Annotated in this window: 14 protein-coding genes and 1 pseudogene; 9 read left to right on the top strand and 6 right to left on the bottom strand. The window is 56.7% G+C overall.

What is annotated here, in order from left to right; translation table 11 throughout:
* Positions 1–66: 66 nt before the first annotated feature.
* The gene (locus AB1644_03250) at positions 67–483 is read right to left on the bottom strand and encodes a hypothetical protein (GenBank protein ID MEW6050062.1); all 417 of its coding nucleotides are present in this window, start codon (positions 481–483) and stop codon (positions 67–69) included.
* A 120-nt stretch (positions 484–603) separates the two neighbouring features.
* Between AB1644_03250 and AB1644_03245 the strand changes: the two genes are divergently transcribed.
* From AB1644_03245 to pyrE, 4 genes are all read left to right on the top strand, one after another.
* The gene (locus AB1644_03245; GenBank protein MEW6050061.1) at positions 604–2,850 is read left to right on the top strand and encodes a vitamin B12-dependent ribonucleotide reductase; all 2,247 of its coding nucleotides are present in this window, start codon (positions 604–606) and stop codon (positions 2,848–2,850) included.
* Positions 2,851–2,902: 52 nt separating this feature from the next.
* Positions 2,903–3,547: a hypothetical protein gene (locus tag AB1644_03240; protein ID MEW6050060.1), complete on the top strand. Its 645-nt coding sequence runs from the start codon at positions 2,903–2,905 to the stop codon at positions 3,545–3,547.
* 230 nt (positions 3,548–3,777) lie between these two features.
* Positions 3,778–4,293, top strand: coding sequence for a holo-ACP synthase (gene acpS, locus AB1644_03235; protein MEW6050059.1), 516 nt, complete (start codon positions 3,778–3,780; stop codon positions 4,291–4,293).
* Positions 4,294–4,295: 2 nt separating this feature from the next.
* Positions 4,296–4,862 (top strand): orotate phosphoribosyltransferase, encoded by a 567-nt coding sequence (gene pyrE, locus AB1644_03230; protein ID MEW6050058.1) that lies wholly within the window; start codon positions 4,296–4,298, stop codon positions 4,860–4,862.
* Between the two features lie 26 nt (positions 4,863–4,888).
* On the opposite strand, the gene AB1644_03225 is transcribed toward pyrE, so the two are convergent.
* The 5 genes from AB1644_03225 to AB1644_03205 are packed head-to-tail and all read right to left on the bottom strand — an operon-like array spanning position 4,889 to position 9,933.
* Entirely contained in the window at positions 4,889–6,562 is a 1,674-nt protein-coding gene (locus AB1644_03225; GenBank protein MEW6050057.1) for a response regulator, read from the bottom strand.
* A complete protein-coding gene (locus AB1644_03220; protein MEW6050056.1) occupies positions 6,559–6,927 on the bottom strand; it encodes a response regulator in 369 nt (122 codons plus the stop codon). Before AB1644_03220 ends, AB1644_03225 begins: the two co-directional genes overlap by 4 nt.
* A gap of 1 nt (position 6,928) precedes the next feature.
* The gene (locus AB1644_03215) at positions 6,929–7,300 is read right to left on the bottom strand and encodes a response regulator (protein MEW6050055.1); all 372 of its coding nucleotides are present in this window, start codon (positions 7,298–7,300) and stop codon (positions 6,929–6,931) included.
* A 15-nt stretch (positions 7,301–7,315) separates the two neighbouring features.
* A complete protein-coding gene (locus AB1644_03210) occupies positions 7,316–8,983 on the bottom strand; it encodes an ATP-binding protein (GenBank protein MEW6050054.1) in 1,668 nt (555 codons plus the stop codon).
* A complete protein-coding gene (locus AB1644_03205) occupies positions 8,980–9,933 on the bottom strand; it encodes an ABC transporter substrate-binding protein (protein MEW6050053.1) in 954 nt (317 codons plus the stop codon). The genes AB1644_03210 and AB1644_03205 overlap by 4 nt, the downstream gene beginning before the upstream one ends.
* Positions 9,934–10,165: 232 nt before the next feature.
* On the opposite strand from AB1644_03205, the pseudogene AB1644_03200 reads away from it, so the two are divergent.
* The 5 genes and pseudogenes from AB1644_03200 (at position 10,166) to AB1644_03180 (ending at position 18,328) form a co-directional block, all read left to right on the top strand.
* Positions 10,166–10,879: pseudogene (locus AB1644_03200) on the top strand (TonB-dependent receptor).
* A gap of 306 nt (positions 10,880–11,185) precedes the next feature.
* Positions 11,186–12,868 (top strand): TonB-dependent receptor, encoded by a 1,683-nt coding sequence (locus AB1644_03195; GenBank protein ID MEW6050052.1) that lies wholly within the window; start codon positions 11,186–11,188, stop codon positions 12,866–12,868.
* A gap of 15 nt (positions 12,869–12,883) precedes the next feature.
* Positions 12,884–15,604: a hypothetical protein gene (locus tag AB1644_03190; protein MEW6050051.1), complete on the top strand. Its 2,721-nt coding sequence runs from the start codon at positions 12,884–12,886 to the stop codon at positions 15,602–15,604.
* 13 nt (positions 15,605–15,617) lie between these two features.
* A complete protein-coding gene (locus AB1644_03185; protein MEW6050050.1) occupies positions 15,618–16,616 on the top strand; it encodes a PorV/PorQ family protein in 999 nt (332 codons plus the stop codon).
* 131 nt (positions 16,617–16,747) lie between these two features.
* Positions 16,748–18,328 carry a hypothetical protein gene (locus AB1644_03180; protein MEW6050049.1) on the top strand — a complete coding sequence of 527 codons (1,581 nt, stop codon included), beginning with the start codon at positions 16,748–16,750 and terminating at the stop codon, positions 18,326–18,328.
* Positions 18,329–18,372: the final 44 nt, after the last annotated feature.

Genomic DNA, 18,372 nt, shown 5'->3' with positions numbered 1-18,372 from the left:
TATGCGCGACTGTCGTCCTTAAGTAATCGTTCAGATTGTCCGGTTAAATATAAGTAGAAGAATATGTTACGATGACCAATACCTGAAGCTCCCGATAAACAGTCCGGAGCCGATAGCCAGGTAGATCAGAGCCAGATACTCGCGAGGAATAGGGGATAGGCGGAGCAATATCCCCAGGAGCACCATCAGGATTACCAGCAAGTATGACTGCATGGCCTGAAAGGCAAAGATGCAGATCTTCTCTTTGTGTGGAGATAATTGATGGATGCGCCGGATGTTCCTTTCGGCCAGTTTCCGAAACACCAGCAGACCCTTGAGTACGCCGATGGCAAGTGCTATTGGGACTATCCAGATCGCAGCAGGTCCGGTATCTTCCAGCCAGCCAATGGCACGAGCCGAAAGACCAATCCCGACCAAGCCCCAAAGGACCGCCGCGGTTTTGGTGAGCGTACTGCGGGGAACGGCCGGTTCTCTAAGCTGCACAGCGAGTCCATCGTTTTTGGGAAAGTGATGTCCACTGGAGGATTCCCAGCGTTATAATAGAGAGGACAGGCATAGCCGACATTATGAGGAAAGGGCGGGTCTGTCAACCCGTGCTTTGGTATGTGGCAGGAAAAGGACATCCAACTCTCCGACAATGCACTCACCGTACTCAAACGGCGGTACCTGATGAAGGACGCCCAGGGACGGGTGATCGAGACTCCCCGCGAATTGTTTCTGCGGGTCGCGAAGTTCATCGCCCAGGCGGACCGGCTTTACGGCGCCGATGAAGTGTGTGTGGATGCCACCGCCCAGCGATTCTATTCCGCCGTGGCCAGTCTCGATTTCCTTCCCAATTCTCCCACGCTCATGAATGCCGGCAGGCCACTGGGGCAATTGTCCGCCTGCTTCGTTCTCCCGGTAGGAGACTCCATGGAAGAGATCTTCGAGACGAACAAACACGCCGCCATTATCCACAAGTCCGGGGGTGGTACCGGCTTTGCTTTTTCGCGATTGCGCCCTCGGAATTCGCCGGTTGCCTCTACATCCGGGGTCGCCTCGGGTCCGGTTTCGTTCATGAAAGTCTACAACGCTTCGACCGAGGCGGTAAAACAGGGGGGAACCCGTCGCGGCGCCAACATGGGGATTTTGCGGGTCGACCATCCAGATATTCTCGAATTCATACGCTGCAAACAGGACACATCGGAAGTAACGAATTTCAACATTTCGGTTGCTGTCACCGACGCGTTCATGGAGGCGGTCGATAAGGGGACATCCTACCCGTTGGTTGACCCGCATACTGGTCGGACTCATGTTGTCGATGGCAAGGAAGCCTGGTTAGAGGCGAGAGATGTTTTTGACCAGATCGTCGACCAAGCCTGGCAAACCGGCGAACCGGGGATCGTCTTTATCGACCGGATGAACCGCCTCAATCCTACGGCACCATCGGAGACCATCGAAGCCACCAATCCTTGCGGCGAGCAGCCGCTGCCGCCGTACGACTCGTGCAACCTTGGTTCGATAAATCTTGGTCAGTTTGTTCTGGAGCCGCTGCCGCCCGATTACACGCTCACCGAACCGTCGGCTGGCGTCGACTGGGATCGGCTGGCGGAGGTCGTCCACACGGCTGTCCATTTCCTCGATAATGTCATTGACCTGAACAAGTACCCAATTGAACAGATCGAAAGACAGACGAGGAAAAACCGTCGGATCGGGCTGGGTGTCATGGGCTGGGCGGACATGCTGGTCAAACTGCGTCTTCCCTACAACCACGCGGAGGCGATCGCTCTTGGCGAGAGGGTCATGGCTTTTGTCGAGAATGAAGCCCGCAATCAGTCGTCGGAACTGGCAAAAAGCCGGGGGCGCTTTCCCAATTGGGAAGGGTCGGTCTACAAGAACGAAGGGGTGGCAATGCGGAACGCCACTGTCACGACGGTTGCACCTACCGGGACGCTGTCGATCATTGCCGGATGTTCTTCCGGCATTGAACCATATTACGCCATTGCGTATGAGCGGAATGTTCTCGATGGTACTCGGCTGACAGAACTCAATCCCCATTTCTCGCAGCTCGCATATCACGAAGGGTTTTTCAGTGACGATCTGGTGCTGAAGATCGCTCATCTGCGGTCAATCCAGTCCCTCGCCGAGATCCCGGAGCACGTTCGGGCCATCTTTCTGAGCGCTGCCGATATTGCGCCGTCAGACCATATTCGCATGCAGGCCGCGTTCCAGAAGCACTGTGATTCCTCGGTATCCAAGACGATCAACTTTCCAGAGTCGGCCACGCGCGATGATGTCCGCGCGGCGTACCTGCTTGCCTATAGCATGGACTGTAAAGGTGTCACGATATATCGCGACAATTCACGCCCCAATCAAGTGCTGTCCACCAAAGCCCCCGCTGGCGGTGTTGTTCCGGGAGTTCAGAAGGTCGAAAAGCGTCCTACCATTCTCTCGGGCATTACCGAAAAGATCCGGACCGGCTACGGCAATCTGTACGTGACGGTGAATATCAAGGACGGTCAGCCATTCGAGGTGTTCGCTCATATCGGGAAATCCGGTTATACCACCATGGCGGACACCGAAGCGATCTGTCGGTTGATTTCGCTGGCGCTCCGATCCAGGATCCCGGTTGGGCAGGTCGTCAAGCAACTCCGAGGAATTGGCGGCTCTAACCAGGTGTATGCAGATGGAGCCCGAATCTTCTCGATCCCAGATGCGATTGCGCAAGTTTTGCACAGGCACTTTGGTTCATCCGGCCTGGATATCTCCGAAACTCCCCAGCCTCCCGAGGTATGTCCGGATTGCGGTTCTGCAATGGCTTTCGATTCCGGTTGCTATGCCTGCGCCTCCTGCGGTTATTCCAACTGCTGATTCTTCCGATACATAAAGAACAAGGAGAATAGGCCGAACTATAGCCGGCATCATGGCAACGAGCGATAACATTCCGGTTGGACGCACCTCGCTGGTCAAGAAGGGCGCGGTTTCACTGCAAGTGCAAACCGAATATGCCTCACGCCCCAATCCGCGTATTACCACCTGCATACTGAATAGCGGACAGATTCTCCACAAGATCGAGCGTACACTGGAACGGCCGGTGGTGACGATCGAGGAGCAACTTCATGTCGAGGGAACAATCAAACGGCAGCATGCCGAAGTGCTCGCTATTCTCCAGGGGGACACCTACACGCTGCCATCCACCGGCGGCGAGATTACGTCATCAAGGCCGGGACTGCCGCCCATGACCGCCGAAGCGCGGCTGGCCGCGATCGCCGGTGTCCAGCGCGTTATCCGACTCGAAAACGACGGTACGTTTGCCGACAGCAGCTTGTCGGAGGAATTCAAACAGCAGTTCTCAGCGGTGTTCAGGGGGCTTCGGGATATAATGGAGCTGTTTGGGCGGATACCGGGTGTCGGCACGAGCCGTCAAAGAGGCGTGTACGAAGTGGAGAGGGACCGTCTGTATTTTGCATCGGCCGGAACGGAGTGTTATTTCGTCCTGGTGCGGCGCGTTGACGTTACCACGCACTATGAACAGATGATCAGAACGGCGCTCAACGAAGCCGTGTAGCGCGCAGCCCGACACATAGACTTCAGAAGAAAAGAGCCTGGCTCATTCGAGTCAGGCTCTTACTATTTGGAGAGAGATTCGAAATTTGAAAAAACTCCTGAGACTTGTACGATAAAGGTCTTACAGCCACTTCCCGCGTTTTGCTTTCGCTATCCGCCGAAGGCGGGGTCACGGCGTACGCGCAGCGGAGAAGAGACAACCTTCATTATTGGAGTGTTAGAGATTTTCAAATGTCCATCTCTCTCTCCGTATCATCTGTTTTCACAGTACCGATGTTCAACGCCCGACGCAAGTACTTTCTTTCGGCTGTTGCCAAGGTGAGCGGAGACCTGTACTTTATACCCGCTCGGGTATGCCCGGGTGCAGTAGATATGATCGAATCAGTTGGTATCGACATTCTTGATACGGCGAGAGTGAAACGCGCGTTGGAAAGATTCGGCGAGCGATTTGCCGAGCGTATCCTCGGCCCGCGCGAGCTCCGATTATTCACAGCCCGACACGACAAGCACCTGTTCCTGGCCGGGCGGTTCGCTGCCAAAGAGGCAGTCATTAAAGCCCTGGGGCGATTCCGCACTGTTCGCCCATCGTATGCTGCGCTTGAGATCCTGCCCGACTCCGGCGGACAACCGGTGCTGCAGCCGTCACCAGAACTCCAACCTGAACTTGCGAATATACGAACGCTTATTTCCATAAGCCATGAGCGCTCGCATGCCGTGGCCATGGCTCTGCTCTCGAAGGACGAATGATAATGTCTGATCTCCTTGAATTGTTCAAACGATCCGGCGCCCTTCTCACCGGGCATTTCCTGCTGACCTCCGGCCGTCATTCCGATGTCTACTACGAAAAATTCACGCTGCTCAAGAATCCGGGGATCTGCACGCAAATCTGTCGTGCCATGGCGGACAAATTCCGCGACAGCGGGGCACAGACAGTGGTTGGTCCCACAACCGGCGGTATCATCATTGCTTATGACGTTGCCCGCTATCTGGGCATCGAGGCGCTCTACGCCGAGCAGGGGGAGAAGGGACGGGTTTTCAAACGAGGCTTCTCGCTGGAACCGGGGCAGAAAGTCGTCATCGTCGATGATGTCCTCACCACCGGGACTTCGGTCAACGAAGTTATTGACTTGGTCAATTCGTACGACGCACAGATAGTTGGGCTGGGATTACTCCTGGATCGGTCGGGCGGTGCAATCAAATTCGCCTATCCGTTCCATGCGCTGGCCACCGTGAACGCCGAGAGCTGGGAGCCATCGGTCTGTCCTCTCTGCAAGAAGGGGGAACCGTTTACGCAGCGCGGCAGTCGGAAATTCTGAGCGGCATATGGGAGGACAAGGCGCCGTCAGACGCAGACCGCTTCTTCGACGGCGATAGGAAAATCGATGCTGATGGTGGTACCGTCGTTCGGACGCGAATCGACTCTCAGTTTCCCGCCGTGATTGTCGATGATCCGCTTGCACACCACCAGGCCGAAACCGTGACCGGTCTTTTTGGTAGTGAATTTTTCCTGGAACGCCTTGGCTAACAGATCGGCGGGGAACCCCACACCGGTGTCGGTAATGGACAGCGTGAACTGCTGTGCCTCGGCGTCGACTGTCAGTGTCACGGCAATCTGTTTCTGGGGGCGATCCACCACAGCGTCGGCAGCGTTGTTGAACAGGTTGTACAGCAGTTGCTGTATCTGAACGGTATCTCCCCGGAAGGAGATATCGTCGGGAAGCGCGTTTACTTTCAGGGTGACGCCGTTAAAGCGACGCTGCGGTCTGAGGTAGTCGATAACCTCCTGGAGCACCTTATCGAAGTGAAGGGTCTCGATGCGCGACGATATCTGTTTCAGGTCCATGAGACTACCGGTGAACCGTTTGATCTTCTCGATCGTCTCGGTCATGGCCGTTACGTATCGTCCCAGGTCCTCATATTTGCCCCGCTTAAGCTGCACGTCGAGCAGGCTTAGATTGCCGGCCACGACGCCGAGGAAGTTGTTCAACTCGTGGCCGATCTCCGCCGACATCTGGCCTCGCGTGGCCATCTTCTCAAGCTCGATCGTCTGATCCTGCAGCTCTTTCAGGCGTGCGTACGCTTCCTGGGAGTCGTCGAGGAGCGCGAGATTTTCGATCGTAATGGCCAACTGGCTGGCGGTGATCGATAAGAACTTGGAGTCGGCCTCGCGGATCTTTCCGTTCTCCTCGCCAAAGCCCAGCATAAACCAGCCGTAGATCGTGTCGGACCGGCGCACCGGCACCACGATCATCTGTCGGCCCGGTTGAAACCAGGACGGGCAGACATATGGCAGGAGGTCGGGAGTGATTTCGATACCGAAATACTCATGCTGGCCGCCATAGGAGGCCAGGAGTGGCTCGAGGGTTTTGTCGGCATTGAGTTTCCGAATAGCCGCCAGCGGCCCTTCCGGAAGACTCATCTCCGTGGTTCCGGCGGCTGAAACGCTGATAATGAGGCAGTACTGTCTCCGTTGATCCCAATAGAGCAGCGCTCCATTGGCCGTGCGCATGTGCATCATGGCGAATCGGAGCGATGAGGTGATGAGCGAGGTACGGTCGTTGGCCGTGAACAACATCTGATTGAGGTCCGACAAATGTGCCAGTTGCTGGGTGGCGCTCTTGTCGACCGTCTCCGAACGAAGTTTGAGAGCGTTTCTGACCGCCTGGCGGATCTCCACCAACTCGAATGGTTTCATGATGTAATCAAAGGCGCCCTGTTTGATGGCGTTCTTTGCGGACGACAGATTGGCGTAACCGGTCATGAAAATGACGGCAATATCCGGATGGCGCTCTCGCACCTGCCTGACCATTTCGATGCCGTCCATGTGCGGCATTCTGATATCGGTTATGAGCAGGTCGAAACTGCCGCGGTCAAGGAGCGCCAGCGCATCCTGGGCACTGGAGGCCGTCTCGATCGAATAGTTTTCGTCCTCAAGGGCATCACGAACCAGCGACAGCACAATGGCTTCGTCGTCGACTACTAGTATGTGGTATTGCTGGACGCCCAGGTCGGTCATTTCGTCTTCACCGGTCGAAGAACCTTGTGCAGCACATCGCGAAGCTGCTCCAGGTCAAACGGTTTCCGCAGACAGTACGAGACTCCTGATTCCTGGGCCTGTTGAAACAGCTTGTCGGGAAGCGAATCCGTGAAAATGAACTGCAGCTCGGGTTTCACTGCGGAGACCTCGCAGAACACCTGATAGCCATTCTTCTTTGGGATGTGCAGATCGCAGAAACAGACGTCGTAGCGTGATTTCAGCGCCTGTTGGATCCCTTCGGCGCTGTCGCCGATGGCGTCAACCTCATGTCCTTCCTCGGTCAGGAAGTCGATGAGCAGGTCACGGATGATCTTGGAATCATCGATAACGAGTATTTTTGCCATGTTAACCTCCCACCAGGGCGGTCTCAACCGTCTGTAGCAGTTCCTTGATACTGAACGGCTTTGACAGGAACGCACAGGCGCCGTTGTGCACCGACTGGCTCACCGTGGCCAGACTTGAATATCCCGAGATCACGATGACCTTGGTATCGTTATGCGTCAGTCGCGCCACCCGAACCACCTCTTCGCCCGGCACACGGGGCATGCGAAGATCGGTGATCACCAGGTCATAGCGCTGCTGGCGGATCTTCTCGATCGCTTCGTCACCATCGCAAGCCAGGCTGACAGCATAGTCCTCGAGAACCTCGGACAGAAAGTCCCGAATGACCTCTTCGTCATCAACGACCAGGATAGAACGTTTGGTTTCCAGTGACATGATGTCTCGTCTCGGTTACAGCACCTTGCTCGGCTGGCGTACTCCCTTGGTATCGGTGGCGGACTCGGTTTTCTGTACCGGCAGGACGACCGTGAAGGTGGACCCTTCGCCCGGTTTGGAGGTAACGGCGATCTCACCACCGTGGTCCTTGACGATGCCGTAGCTTACGGACAGCCCCAGGCCGGTCCCCTTGCCGACATCCTTGGTGGTGAAGAACGGTTCGAATATACGTTTCAAGTGTTCTTCCTTGATACCGCAGCCGTGGTCACCGACAAGAACCTCGACCGCGCCTCCGAATTCTCCGATCGCCCGACTGTACCGAGAGATGACAGAAATCACTGAGTTCGGCGGCGACGCATGCATGGCATTGATGATCAGGTTGGTGAATACCTGCTGCAACTGCCCGGTGTTTCCCTGGATGAGCGGCAGATCGGGCGCCAGCGTCACCTCCAGTTCGATCTGGTTCAAGTGTAACTGATGCTCGACAAACGTCACCGTATCCTCGATGGCCCGGTTGACATCCACTTCCTCAAAGTCGACCGTCCGCGACGAGCGCGAGAAGCGGAGCAGGTTTTGGACGATTGTTTTGCACCGGCGCGATTGGGTCTCGATGTCGGTCAGGTAGCGAACGTAGCTCTGTATCTCCTTGGCCGTCGTTTTTTCCGGGACGTTTTTCTGCAGCTTCTCAAGCGTGAACTGCGCGTAGCCCAAGATGCCGCCCAGCGGATTGTTCAACTCGTGCGCAACGCCGGCCGCCAGCTGACCGATGGCGCTCATCTTTTCGGACTGCACAAGTTGCGCCTGGGTCTCCTCGAGTTGGCGTGTCCGCTCGATGATCTTCTGTTCGAGGTTTCTGTTATATGCCTCGATCTCATCGCGGGACTGTTTGAGCGATCCGATCATCTTGTTAAACGTCTCCGCCAGGTGGCCGATCTCGTCGTTCCGCTTAACCTCGACGCGTCGGCTCAGGTCGCCTCGGCTGATCTGATCCGTCGCCTCGACCAGCGCCGTGATCGGTTTGGTAACCGCGCCCACAATGAGCGCTATCAACAGGATTGTGAGAATGACGATGGCAGCCGAGAACAGGATGGCCGCCGTCTGTGCCTCCCGGATCGACTGGTTTACCTTTTCGAGACTCATGCCCAATTCGATGAACCCGATCACTTCAGTCACGTCGGTATAGGCAAAGGAGTTGTCGAGACCGCCGGTGATACCGAGATGTTCGCGATCCAGCACCTTCTTGTGGGTGACTACCGGCATGGACAGGATCATCAGCTCTCTGTCGGTTCGAGTGCTGTACCACACGGAGACGCTGTCTTCGAGCGGCACTTGAGCGGTGCCGTCTTTGAAGACGGCGCTGGTGTCGCGCGTGCCGAACTGGGACAGTACGCGGCCGTCGTGGTTGGTGATAATGGCGTACCGGACCGCTTCAAAACGGCTGGGCGCCTTGAGCAGTTCGTCCAGCTCGTACTTCGACTCGAACAACACACCGCTTTCGGCGTTGATAGCCAGGATCCGAAGCATCGTCTTGCCGCTCGTGGCCAACTCGCGACGGAAACTCTCCGACTGCTTCTTGATGAGGAAGCCGCTTATTACCAGCATGCTCCCGACCAGAATCAGGGAGATCGGCACTACGAACTTGGTGCGCAGGCTCACGCGACGAGGACCGCCAAACAGGTTCATCGATAAACCTCCTTGGCGATAGCAACCAGTTCCTGCGGAATGGTAATGCTCATGTGCTGAGCCGTCTTCTCGTTGTAGTGGAACCAGATGATGTCGGGCGTCGTGACCGAAAGCGATCCTGCGGAAGCTCCTATGAGGATCTGGTTGGCCAGTTCACCGGCTTGTCGTCCGATCGCCTTGTAATCGAAATCGAGAGCGAACAGCGCGCCCGATTCGACCACGTTCCTCGAAAAGCCCATGAGGGGGAGGCCGCGGCGAAGCGCGTTAATCAGAATGAACTTGGTCGACTGCGGGTTGAACAGGTTCGGGTCGGCCACCGACCAGATACCGTCGACGTTGCCGGCCAGCGAGTCCAGCGCCGGCGCCAGTTGGCGCTCGTTATCGATCTTGATCGCGACCAGCTTGAGGCCCATTTGTTGGGCGATGGCTTTGGTGGGCGGGATGAGAGAAGCGGTATTGTCGGTATAGAGGACACCCAGCCGGCCCAGTTTGGGAACGATCTGTTTGAAGTATCGGAATTGGATATCCGCCGGGATCGAAAGCGAAGAGCCCGTGATATTCCCTCCCGGATGGGCAAACGACTCGACGAAACCGGAGATCACCGGATACATGACGGCGCAGAAGACGACCGGCGTGCTCTTGAAGTTGGTCTGCGCGAACTGGGTGGCAGCGCTCCCGACCGTCAGAAAGAGACCCGGATTGAACGCTTTTATGGAGTCGAGGATTTTCGGCTCGGTGGTCACGCCCGGCTTGAGGAAGAACTCGCGAAACTCGGCCTGGGGGTTCTGCGCGCGGATGACCGATTTTTCACCGGTCACGCTGCGTTGCGTGGACGTGAGACTATCGGTAGTAAGCACCGCAATTCGCTGACTCCAGGCGGCTCGCGGTGTGGAAAGGAGCACGATCGCGGCAAGGACCGGTGCAACAACGTTCCAGCGACAGCTCTTCATGAGGCGGTTGTTTTGCCTTTCCCGACGAATATGCAGCCCAACGGCTTGTCCGACCCCCCGGACTGCAGTCAGGCCTATAGACGGCTTTTTGAGCTAATATCGGGAATCGTTCCGGAAACTTGATTTTCCAACCCATCTTTCCTCATAGAAGATATTTTGGCCCCTAATCTTTTCACGGCCCCTGTCGATACTGCCAATAAGATCAGGCCATCACGGCCAACGCAATTTTGCAATGACGATGAAAACATTGAGAATCAATATTTGCCTCGGAGGGACTGCCGTGGGTAAACGACTGCGAACATTCCATGCCGCCCTCCTTCTACTGTTGTGCCTGGCGACATCCGCCTTTGCCGGTGTGACGGGGAAGATTTCTGGGGCGGTGACCGACAATCAGGCCGGCCAGCCGATCGTCGGAGCCACCGTCAGGGTCGTAGGAACCGACCTGGCGACTCTCACTGATGAGGATGGCGAGTACTTTATTATCAGCGTGCCGAGCGGAAAGTACGATATAGCGGTGACTTCCGTCGGTTTTCAGTCGCTGATGAAAAAGGACGTACGCGTCCTGATCGACCTGACCACCCCGTTGGATTTTGAGCTCCAGGAAATGGCCATCGAGCTCAAGCAGAACATGGTCGTGTATGCCTCCACGCCGCCTGTCCAGAAAGACCTGACGGCGTCGAAGGTGATCTACACGGCTGACCGGCTGAAGAACCTGCCGAACATCACCACTGTGCAGACCGTACTGAGGGGCTACCCCGGCGTGGTCTTCGATCAGAAGAACGAGATGCACGTGCGCGGCGGACGGTCCGGCCAGGTCTCCTATTATTATGATGGTTTCTCCGTCCAGGATCCGTTTGTCTCGACCGCCGGTATTCGGATCATCCCAAGCGCCTTAGAAGAGCTGTCGCTGACGTCCGGTGGGTTCACCGCCGAGTACGGTGAAGCGTTGTCGGGCGTCGTAAATGCCGTGACGCCGGAGGGAGGAGCTCAGTATCACGCGCGAGTCCGCTTCTACGAAGGCGCCACGCAGCCGTATGACGTCAACACCGGTGACTGGGGGAATCTGCACCGCACCGGCAACCGGGCGGTCAGCTTCAATCTTTCCGGCCCGATTCCCGGCGCCAATGCCGAGCGGTTCACCTTTTTTACCGCCGGCGAATACCTGTTCGACAATGGGTACCTGCCGCACAATCAGAATCGCTCGTACACGGGAACCAGTAAAATCGCCGTTCAGCCTACCGATAGAATCAAGATGGTGGGTAATTTCTCGTACTTTGATTCTCGCGGTGAACTGTACACGCATCGCGACGTGAACGGTCGTTCCTATGATTTCAATCTGGACGGCCTGCCCGAGTTCAAGCAACATGCTTACCTCGGCGGCTTGTCGTCCAACTTCACCTTCAATGAACGGACGGTTCTCAGCGCCTCGTTCAACCGATTCTGGACTCGTTACCGGCAGGCGCCGGAAGGTTTTCTGGACCTGTACTGGAGAGACTGGCCCGGCTATTCCGATGACCCCGATTCGCTGAAGATAGATGATAACAACTACCTGAACGACCGGGACTACACGAACCCGTACGAGGCCGTCGGGTTCACGCAGGGGGATGACTACAATCCCACCTACGCCTTCCGAAAGACCGCCTACAACGCCGTGGCGGCCAGCCTGCTCAAGCAGGTGACGAACACCAACCAGCTGAAGACCGGTTTCGACTATCGTAGTTACTCGGTCGACTGGGATAAGAAACAGTTCTATAATGACCGGCCATACGGCGAGCTGTACTCCAGCCGACCCGTCTATGCGTCGTTCTTCGCCCAGGACAAAATGGAGTACGCCGACTTTGTCATCAACGTAGGTGTGCGCTTCGATTACCGGAACGCTGATGTGTCCTATAATGTGACGCCGACCGACACGATCGCTCGCTACCAGAAAGCCAGCACCAAGTCGCGCTGGTCGCCGCGGTTGGGCGTATCGTTCCCGATCAGCGAGAAGTCGGTCATGCATTTCAATTACGGCATCTATTACCAGGAGCCCCGCTACCCTTATATGTACACGAACCTCCAGGGAGATGTCACTACCGGGCTGCCACTCCTGGGAAATCCTGACCTGAATCCGGAACAGACCAGCTCATATGAAATTGGTGTCGATCACCTGATATCCCAGAACCTGCGCCTCGACGTCACCGCGTATGCCAAAGACATTTCCGATCTGGTGACCACCAGGTCGTCGGTGAAGTTCCTTGGCAATGCCGTCACCAATTATGACAACGGTGATTATGGGTCTGTAAAGGGGTTCGATGTTGCGGTCGACAAGCTGGCGCTGGGCGGCAATTTCAGCGCTTCGGTGGCGTATACCTATATGCGGGCCACCGGCAACGGCTCCTATGCTCTGGAGCCCTATTACACCTTCCTGACATCCCAGACCGATACGCTGCCTCCAGTGAAGGAATACGCGCTCGACTTCGACCAACGGCATACGCTGACCGCCATGTTTGACTATCGGGTCGGCGCCGACTGGCATGGCTCGCTGTTCGGCGTCTCGATGCCCTCTTCGTGGGGTATCAATATGGTCGGTTACCTCGGCTCCGGCTTGCCGTACACCAAGACCGACTCGCTGGGGAACCGCCGAGGCGAACGGAACGAAGGACGGCTTCCCGCGAACTATTCGGTCGATATGCGTTTCAACAAGGATTTCAGATTCGGCCCAAGCAGAAACCTTCTCACCTTCTTCGTGGAAGTGGACAACCTGTTCAACAAGAAGAACGTGCTGAATGTCTATACCCGCACCGGACTGCCGGATGACGACCGCCAGCGAGTCGGCTCCGGTTTGGCCCTGAACGAAAACGAGCTCAACCGCCTGGATCGCCTGTACGACCACGATCCGCAGAATTACTCTGCGCCTCGGACGATCCGGACCGGGTTTGAGCTGAGCTTTTGATCCGGAGTGTGCACGATGAAGATGAGCAAATACATTAGTGTAAGCGTAGGTGCTGCCCTCATCCTAGCCACCTTGGCGGCATCGCCACTCTGGGGCGCACGGCCGCCGGTGACTCGGCCCAATCTCGACGGCGAAGAGGGGAATGGCGGGGTCAGAATCCCGGCCCCGATTACCGTCGATCAGATCACGCACGACATGGGGAACATCGTCACGACCGTCGACAACTACGGTTACGTCGGTGGCTACAGTTACTACAATCTCCCGTCGGGCGAATGGCCACGCAACTCGGGCCACGATTATCTGGCGGAGATCAAGTACTGGATGGGGGACATCGGCACGGCCAACGATACGATGGTGGCCAATACCGAGGACGATTTCCAGGGTGTGCCGTCGCTGGTCTCAGGGCAGAACGAGTACAAGATTCTTCTGTCGACGGATACGGCCCGGTATTTTGACTACGACCCGACCGACACTGTCGGTCTCGGTAACGGCAACGCAGCGAACGGTTGGCGCGAATATAGTCTGGACTCGACGGGCTGGGTCTACACCAGAAACTACAATCCGCTGGACTCGACGTTTTTCTCCGGCGGTCCGATCTCGCTTCAGGAGTCCCACTTCAGATTCAACGATGCCGCGTCGGGTTCACCGCTCATGGGGCTTGAGCTGACCCATACCATGCTCCAGTGGAACTACTGCTACAATGAAGATTTCATCTTTGTGATCCTTGAGATAAAGAACACTTCCGCAGTCGACTATCCCAACTTCGCCTTCGGCATTTATTGCGATTACGATGTCGGCGGGCCGGACGGTACGGGTGAGAACGGTCGTCTGGGGGACCTGGTGGCGTTTGACTCCTCGGAGAATCTGGCCTGGACATACGACGCCGACGGCTTTGACCCGGGGTGGGGACCAACGGTGACCACAGGTATTATGGGCACAAAGTATCTCGAAACACCACAGGGAATCGGCATGACCTCATTCCGGACCGGCGACTGGGACGCCGTGTCCAATATCGATGATGCCGGTCGCTTCGCGCTGATCAACAGCACCAATTGGGATACCTCATTGCCGCCGACCGACCAGTACTACATACAGTGCACGCGCGGTATCAACCTGACGGCAGGAAGCACGGTCCGAGTAGTGTATGCGCTCGTGGCCGGAGCCGATGAGACGGAGTTCCGGGCCAACGCCGCTCTCGCCCAGGAACTGTATGACAACTACTTTGTCGGTCCGGAGCCGCCGGTCACGCCGACCCTCTCGGCTCGCCCCGCTGACCGCAAAGTGTACCTGCACTGGAACGACACTGCCGAGGTTGGTCTGGATCCATTGACCGGACAGCAGGATTTTGTGGGCTATAAGCTGTACAGAAGCGACAACCATGGCAAGACCTGGGGGAAAGTGAACTACCAGACCGGCAACAGCTGCCTGACCGTGGACTATACTCCGCTGGCTCTTTACACGGTTTCGACACCCGGTGAGCCAATTCCACACAGCTTCATTGACACCGGGCTCTCAAACGGCGTCGAATACTGGTACTGCCTGTCGGCCTTTGACATGGGGGACACCGTTACCGGTGTCGACCCGCTGCAGTCAGGTTTCGGAGTGGCCGGATCCGCCAGGAACGTCACGGCGATAACGCCCCACAATAATCCGGCGGGATTTTACGATGCCGCCGGCACAGTGGAACACACGTACACAGGTCTCGACGTTCCTTCCGAAGGAACGGTGATGCCGATCGTATTCGACCGGAACGCGCTACAGGGTGCCGAGTATGAGGTTTCATTCGAGGACACCCCCGAGCGTACCTACTGGTATCTGATCAACACGACCACCGGTGATACGGTCCTTGCCCGACAGGACAAGGAGAATCTCGACCCCGGTCTGTTCGATGTTGCCGAGGGGATCCAGTTGGTGGTGAACAACGCCGACCGGACACCAAGCGGATGGGAGCAGACGTCGTTTGCCGGTGTCGATACGACACTGGGCATCATGACGTTCTTTGGCAACTCAGCCGAGATATTTACGGGCGAATTTTTCGGCGATGCCAGTTATCGCTCGACATACGAACTGCGGTACACCGGGGATTCGACTCTGGCGCCGAACGCGGCCGACCCGGGCTATGTGCTCTATACGTTCCCGTTTGAAGTATGGAACACGACCACCAACCAGCGCATTTCGCTGGCGGTGTATGACGGCACGCTTGACGGTATCTGGGACCACTACAACACCGTCATGATCGTGAACTACCCGTACAATCCGGCGGTCAACCTGTTCGATAGTGCCTTCCCGTACTATTTCAGCTGGATCTTCAAGCTGGACACGTTCATATACAATCCGCAGATAGGCGAGGTACTCCGCATCGACGGCGCCCACTTGAACGGTCCGGATGACCACTTTGCCTTCAAAGTTGACGGTATCAATGCGGCCGCCGCAGCGAATGACCTCAAGAAGATTCGCGTGGTGCCGGACCCGTACTTCGTGCAGTATTCCTCGATGGTGGAGACGAGCGAGGGGCAGTCCGTCCTGGAGTTCCAGAAAGTGCCCGACCGCTGCACGATCCGCATTTATACGCTGGGGGGTGACCTGGTGCAGACGATAGAACATAACGATGGTACCGGCGCGGCTCGATGGGATCTGCTGTCGAGCAACAGTCAGCAGGTGTCGTCCGGCATCTATATCTACCACGTCGATTCGCCGTATGGCGAACATATCGGCCGATTCTCGGTCATAAAGTGAAGGAGGCGGAGAAATGAAACGGCTCATACAGATCGCGTTCGTTTGTGCGCTGGCCGGCGGCGTCTCCGCGGATTTCTCCAAGGTCGGCTCGGCCGGCGCCCAGTTCCTCAAGATCGGGGTCGGCTCGCGCTACCAGGGAATGGGAGAAGCATCGGTCGCCATCGCCAACGATGTTTACTCCATGTACTGGAATCCGGCCGGACTGGTGGAGATCAACAATTCGGCCATCGGGTTCACCAACGTGAACTGGGTTCTGGACATCGACCTGAACTACGTCGCCTATGCCAAGAACTTTCAGGATATCGGCGTGTTCGGCGTAGCCGCGTCGATCCTGTCGATGGACAAGCAGGAGATCACCACATTTGACCAACAGGATGGTACCGGCAACCAATACTCGGCATCTTCCTATGCCATCGGGGTATCTTTTGCCCGCCAGATGACGGCCAAGTTCGCTTTCGGCGCCAGCATCAAGTATATAGGCGAGCGGATCCACCAGGAGAGATCGGAAGGTCTCGGTTTTGATTTCGGGACCATGCTGTACACCGGTTTCCGTTCCCTTCGCATGGGCATGAGCATGACCAACCTGGGTCGCGATATGCGTTTCGAGGGACCGGATCTGGATGTTACGTTTGACCCGCAGCAAGGGCAGGGAGCCAACAGTGCGATCGGCGCCAAACTCAAATCGACCCCGTACGATCTGCCGCTCATGTTCCGCTTCGGTCTGGCCTACGATTTCAACCTCGCTCCCAAATCTATGCTGACCTTATCCGGGGAGTTGAAGCACCCCAACGACAACGTCCGCCAGGAGGCGGTCGGAGCGGAGTTCGGTTATAACCAGCAGTTCTTTCTGCGAACCGGCTACAAATTCAACAATGACGAGCAGACCATAGCGTTCGGAGGGGGGCTGCAGACCAACATCACGAAGGGTACCAAGCTGACGATCGACTATGCTTGGCAGGATTTCGGGAGGCTGCAGACGGCACAGCGCTTTTCAGTAGGGTTCGTCTTTTGACCAGCTTCGGTACCTATGAAAAAGCCCCGCTGGCGGGGCTTTTTTCATATTCGCTGCTGGACAGAGGTTGTACAAGAGGATATATTAGACAGCTTCATTTGAGTATGCAAGACGTGACGAGGAGATACGGTATGCGGCTGCACCGGGCCATAATCCTGTTCACTTTTTCCCTCCTGGCTGCGAAGATTCCGGCGGCATCACCCGCCGATGTGAACGGTATTCAGACTCTGGCTGAATATTTCGATCTGGTCGCCTCAGGTAATCTGGAATCGGCCGGTTTCATGTGGACCGAGAGCGCCCAGGAACGGGCCAATCGTTTCGGGATCGCCTACACGGGTGTTCCTCTTCGCGTTGATGCAACTTCGCCGGTCGTCCGTCAGATCGACGACCTGCGCGGCCATCTCCAGCCCCCGGTCAAGCAGGCTCAGATGCTCGATTCTGTATTTGTGAGGCTGGAGTTCTCGACTGTCGTTCGCAGCCAGCAGATCCAGTGGTTCTACTATGCTCACAAGGTCGGCGGCTATTTCTGGCTCTGTTATCCGCAGGATTTTTACGGCAAGGATTGGCCGGTTGAAACCTCGAAATACTTCCGCATCCACGTCCACCCCGAGCGGCAGAAATTCTTGAACCCGGTCTTGCTTGCGGAGGCCGACCGGTTTGTCGAGCGCCTGGCCGATACTCTACAAATCGACAAGAAGACCGTTGCCGAGATCGCCGCCAAAAAGATCGAGTACTTTTATTGCGACAGCGACGATGCCGTCAAAGCGATCACCGGCCAGGTCACCAAGGGCGTTTTCGATCTCGCTTCCAATGACATCATTTCGGCCGATTTCCCACATTTCCATGAACTCGTGCATTTCATGGTGAATCTAAGGCTCAAAGAGGTGCCGATCTCTACGTTGCCGCTCCTGCGGGAGGGGTTGGCCGTCCGTTTCGGCGGTCGGTGGGGGAAGCGCCCTTCCGCGCTGGTCGATCTGGGGAGTTTCATGATCCGGGAGAAGATCGTGGAGGTCGATTCGATCCTGACCGCCAAGGGGTTTGAGGCCGGTTCGACCGCCGATATCGCCTATCCGGTCGCAGGAGTGCTCTGTACCTACCTGGTCGACCGGATCGGTCTGGTCAAGTTCCTGGAATTGTACCGTTCGTTATCGGGTGATGTCACCGATGTCGATACGATAAACCACATACAGGTGCATCAGGCGCTGGCCCGGGCGGTCGGCGCTGGTGACTGGTCGGCCTTCCAGACTGAGTTCGACCGATACCTGTCTGATGGCCTTGCCCGGTGGGCGATGGCTGCTCCCGGCGCAGTTGAACGCACCAAAGAAGTGTTCAGGGACGGCCTCTGCTCAGTCCGTCAGAACAGCGAGTGGATCCAGTTCGAGTTTGCCAGTGATTCAGCCGGACCACCGCGCGGGAACATGCTTTTCGGACGCGACAAGGGACTCATGGACAAGCAGTCGTACCTGTTCGCCGAGCAGTACGGGACAGAACAGGCGTTTGACGGATTCCGATTCGGCGTGCGATTCGACGGCAACGAAGCCGGCCTGTACGACTATGGCACCAACGAACTTGTGGCCAAATATATCTGGGGAATCACTCCATCGGACCAGTATTTCAACGCCACCGATCATACACTACGCATTCGGTTCAAGAAAAGTCTGTTGGGCTCCGTGAAGCCGAAGTCCGGTGACTTCAAGCTGCTGCCTCTTTAGAATGCAGTTGCTGAAACGCGGAAGCGCACGGCGCGAGGGAGAGA

Source organism: Candidatus Zixiibacteriota bacterium (assembly GCA_040753875.1).
Taxonomy (GTDB): Bacteria; Zixibacteria; MSB-5A5; order GN15; family FEB-12; genus DATKJY01.
Note: the sequence above shows the minus strand (reverse complement) of the source record. Positions and strands in the feature narration are given on the sequence as shown.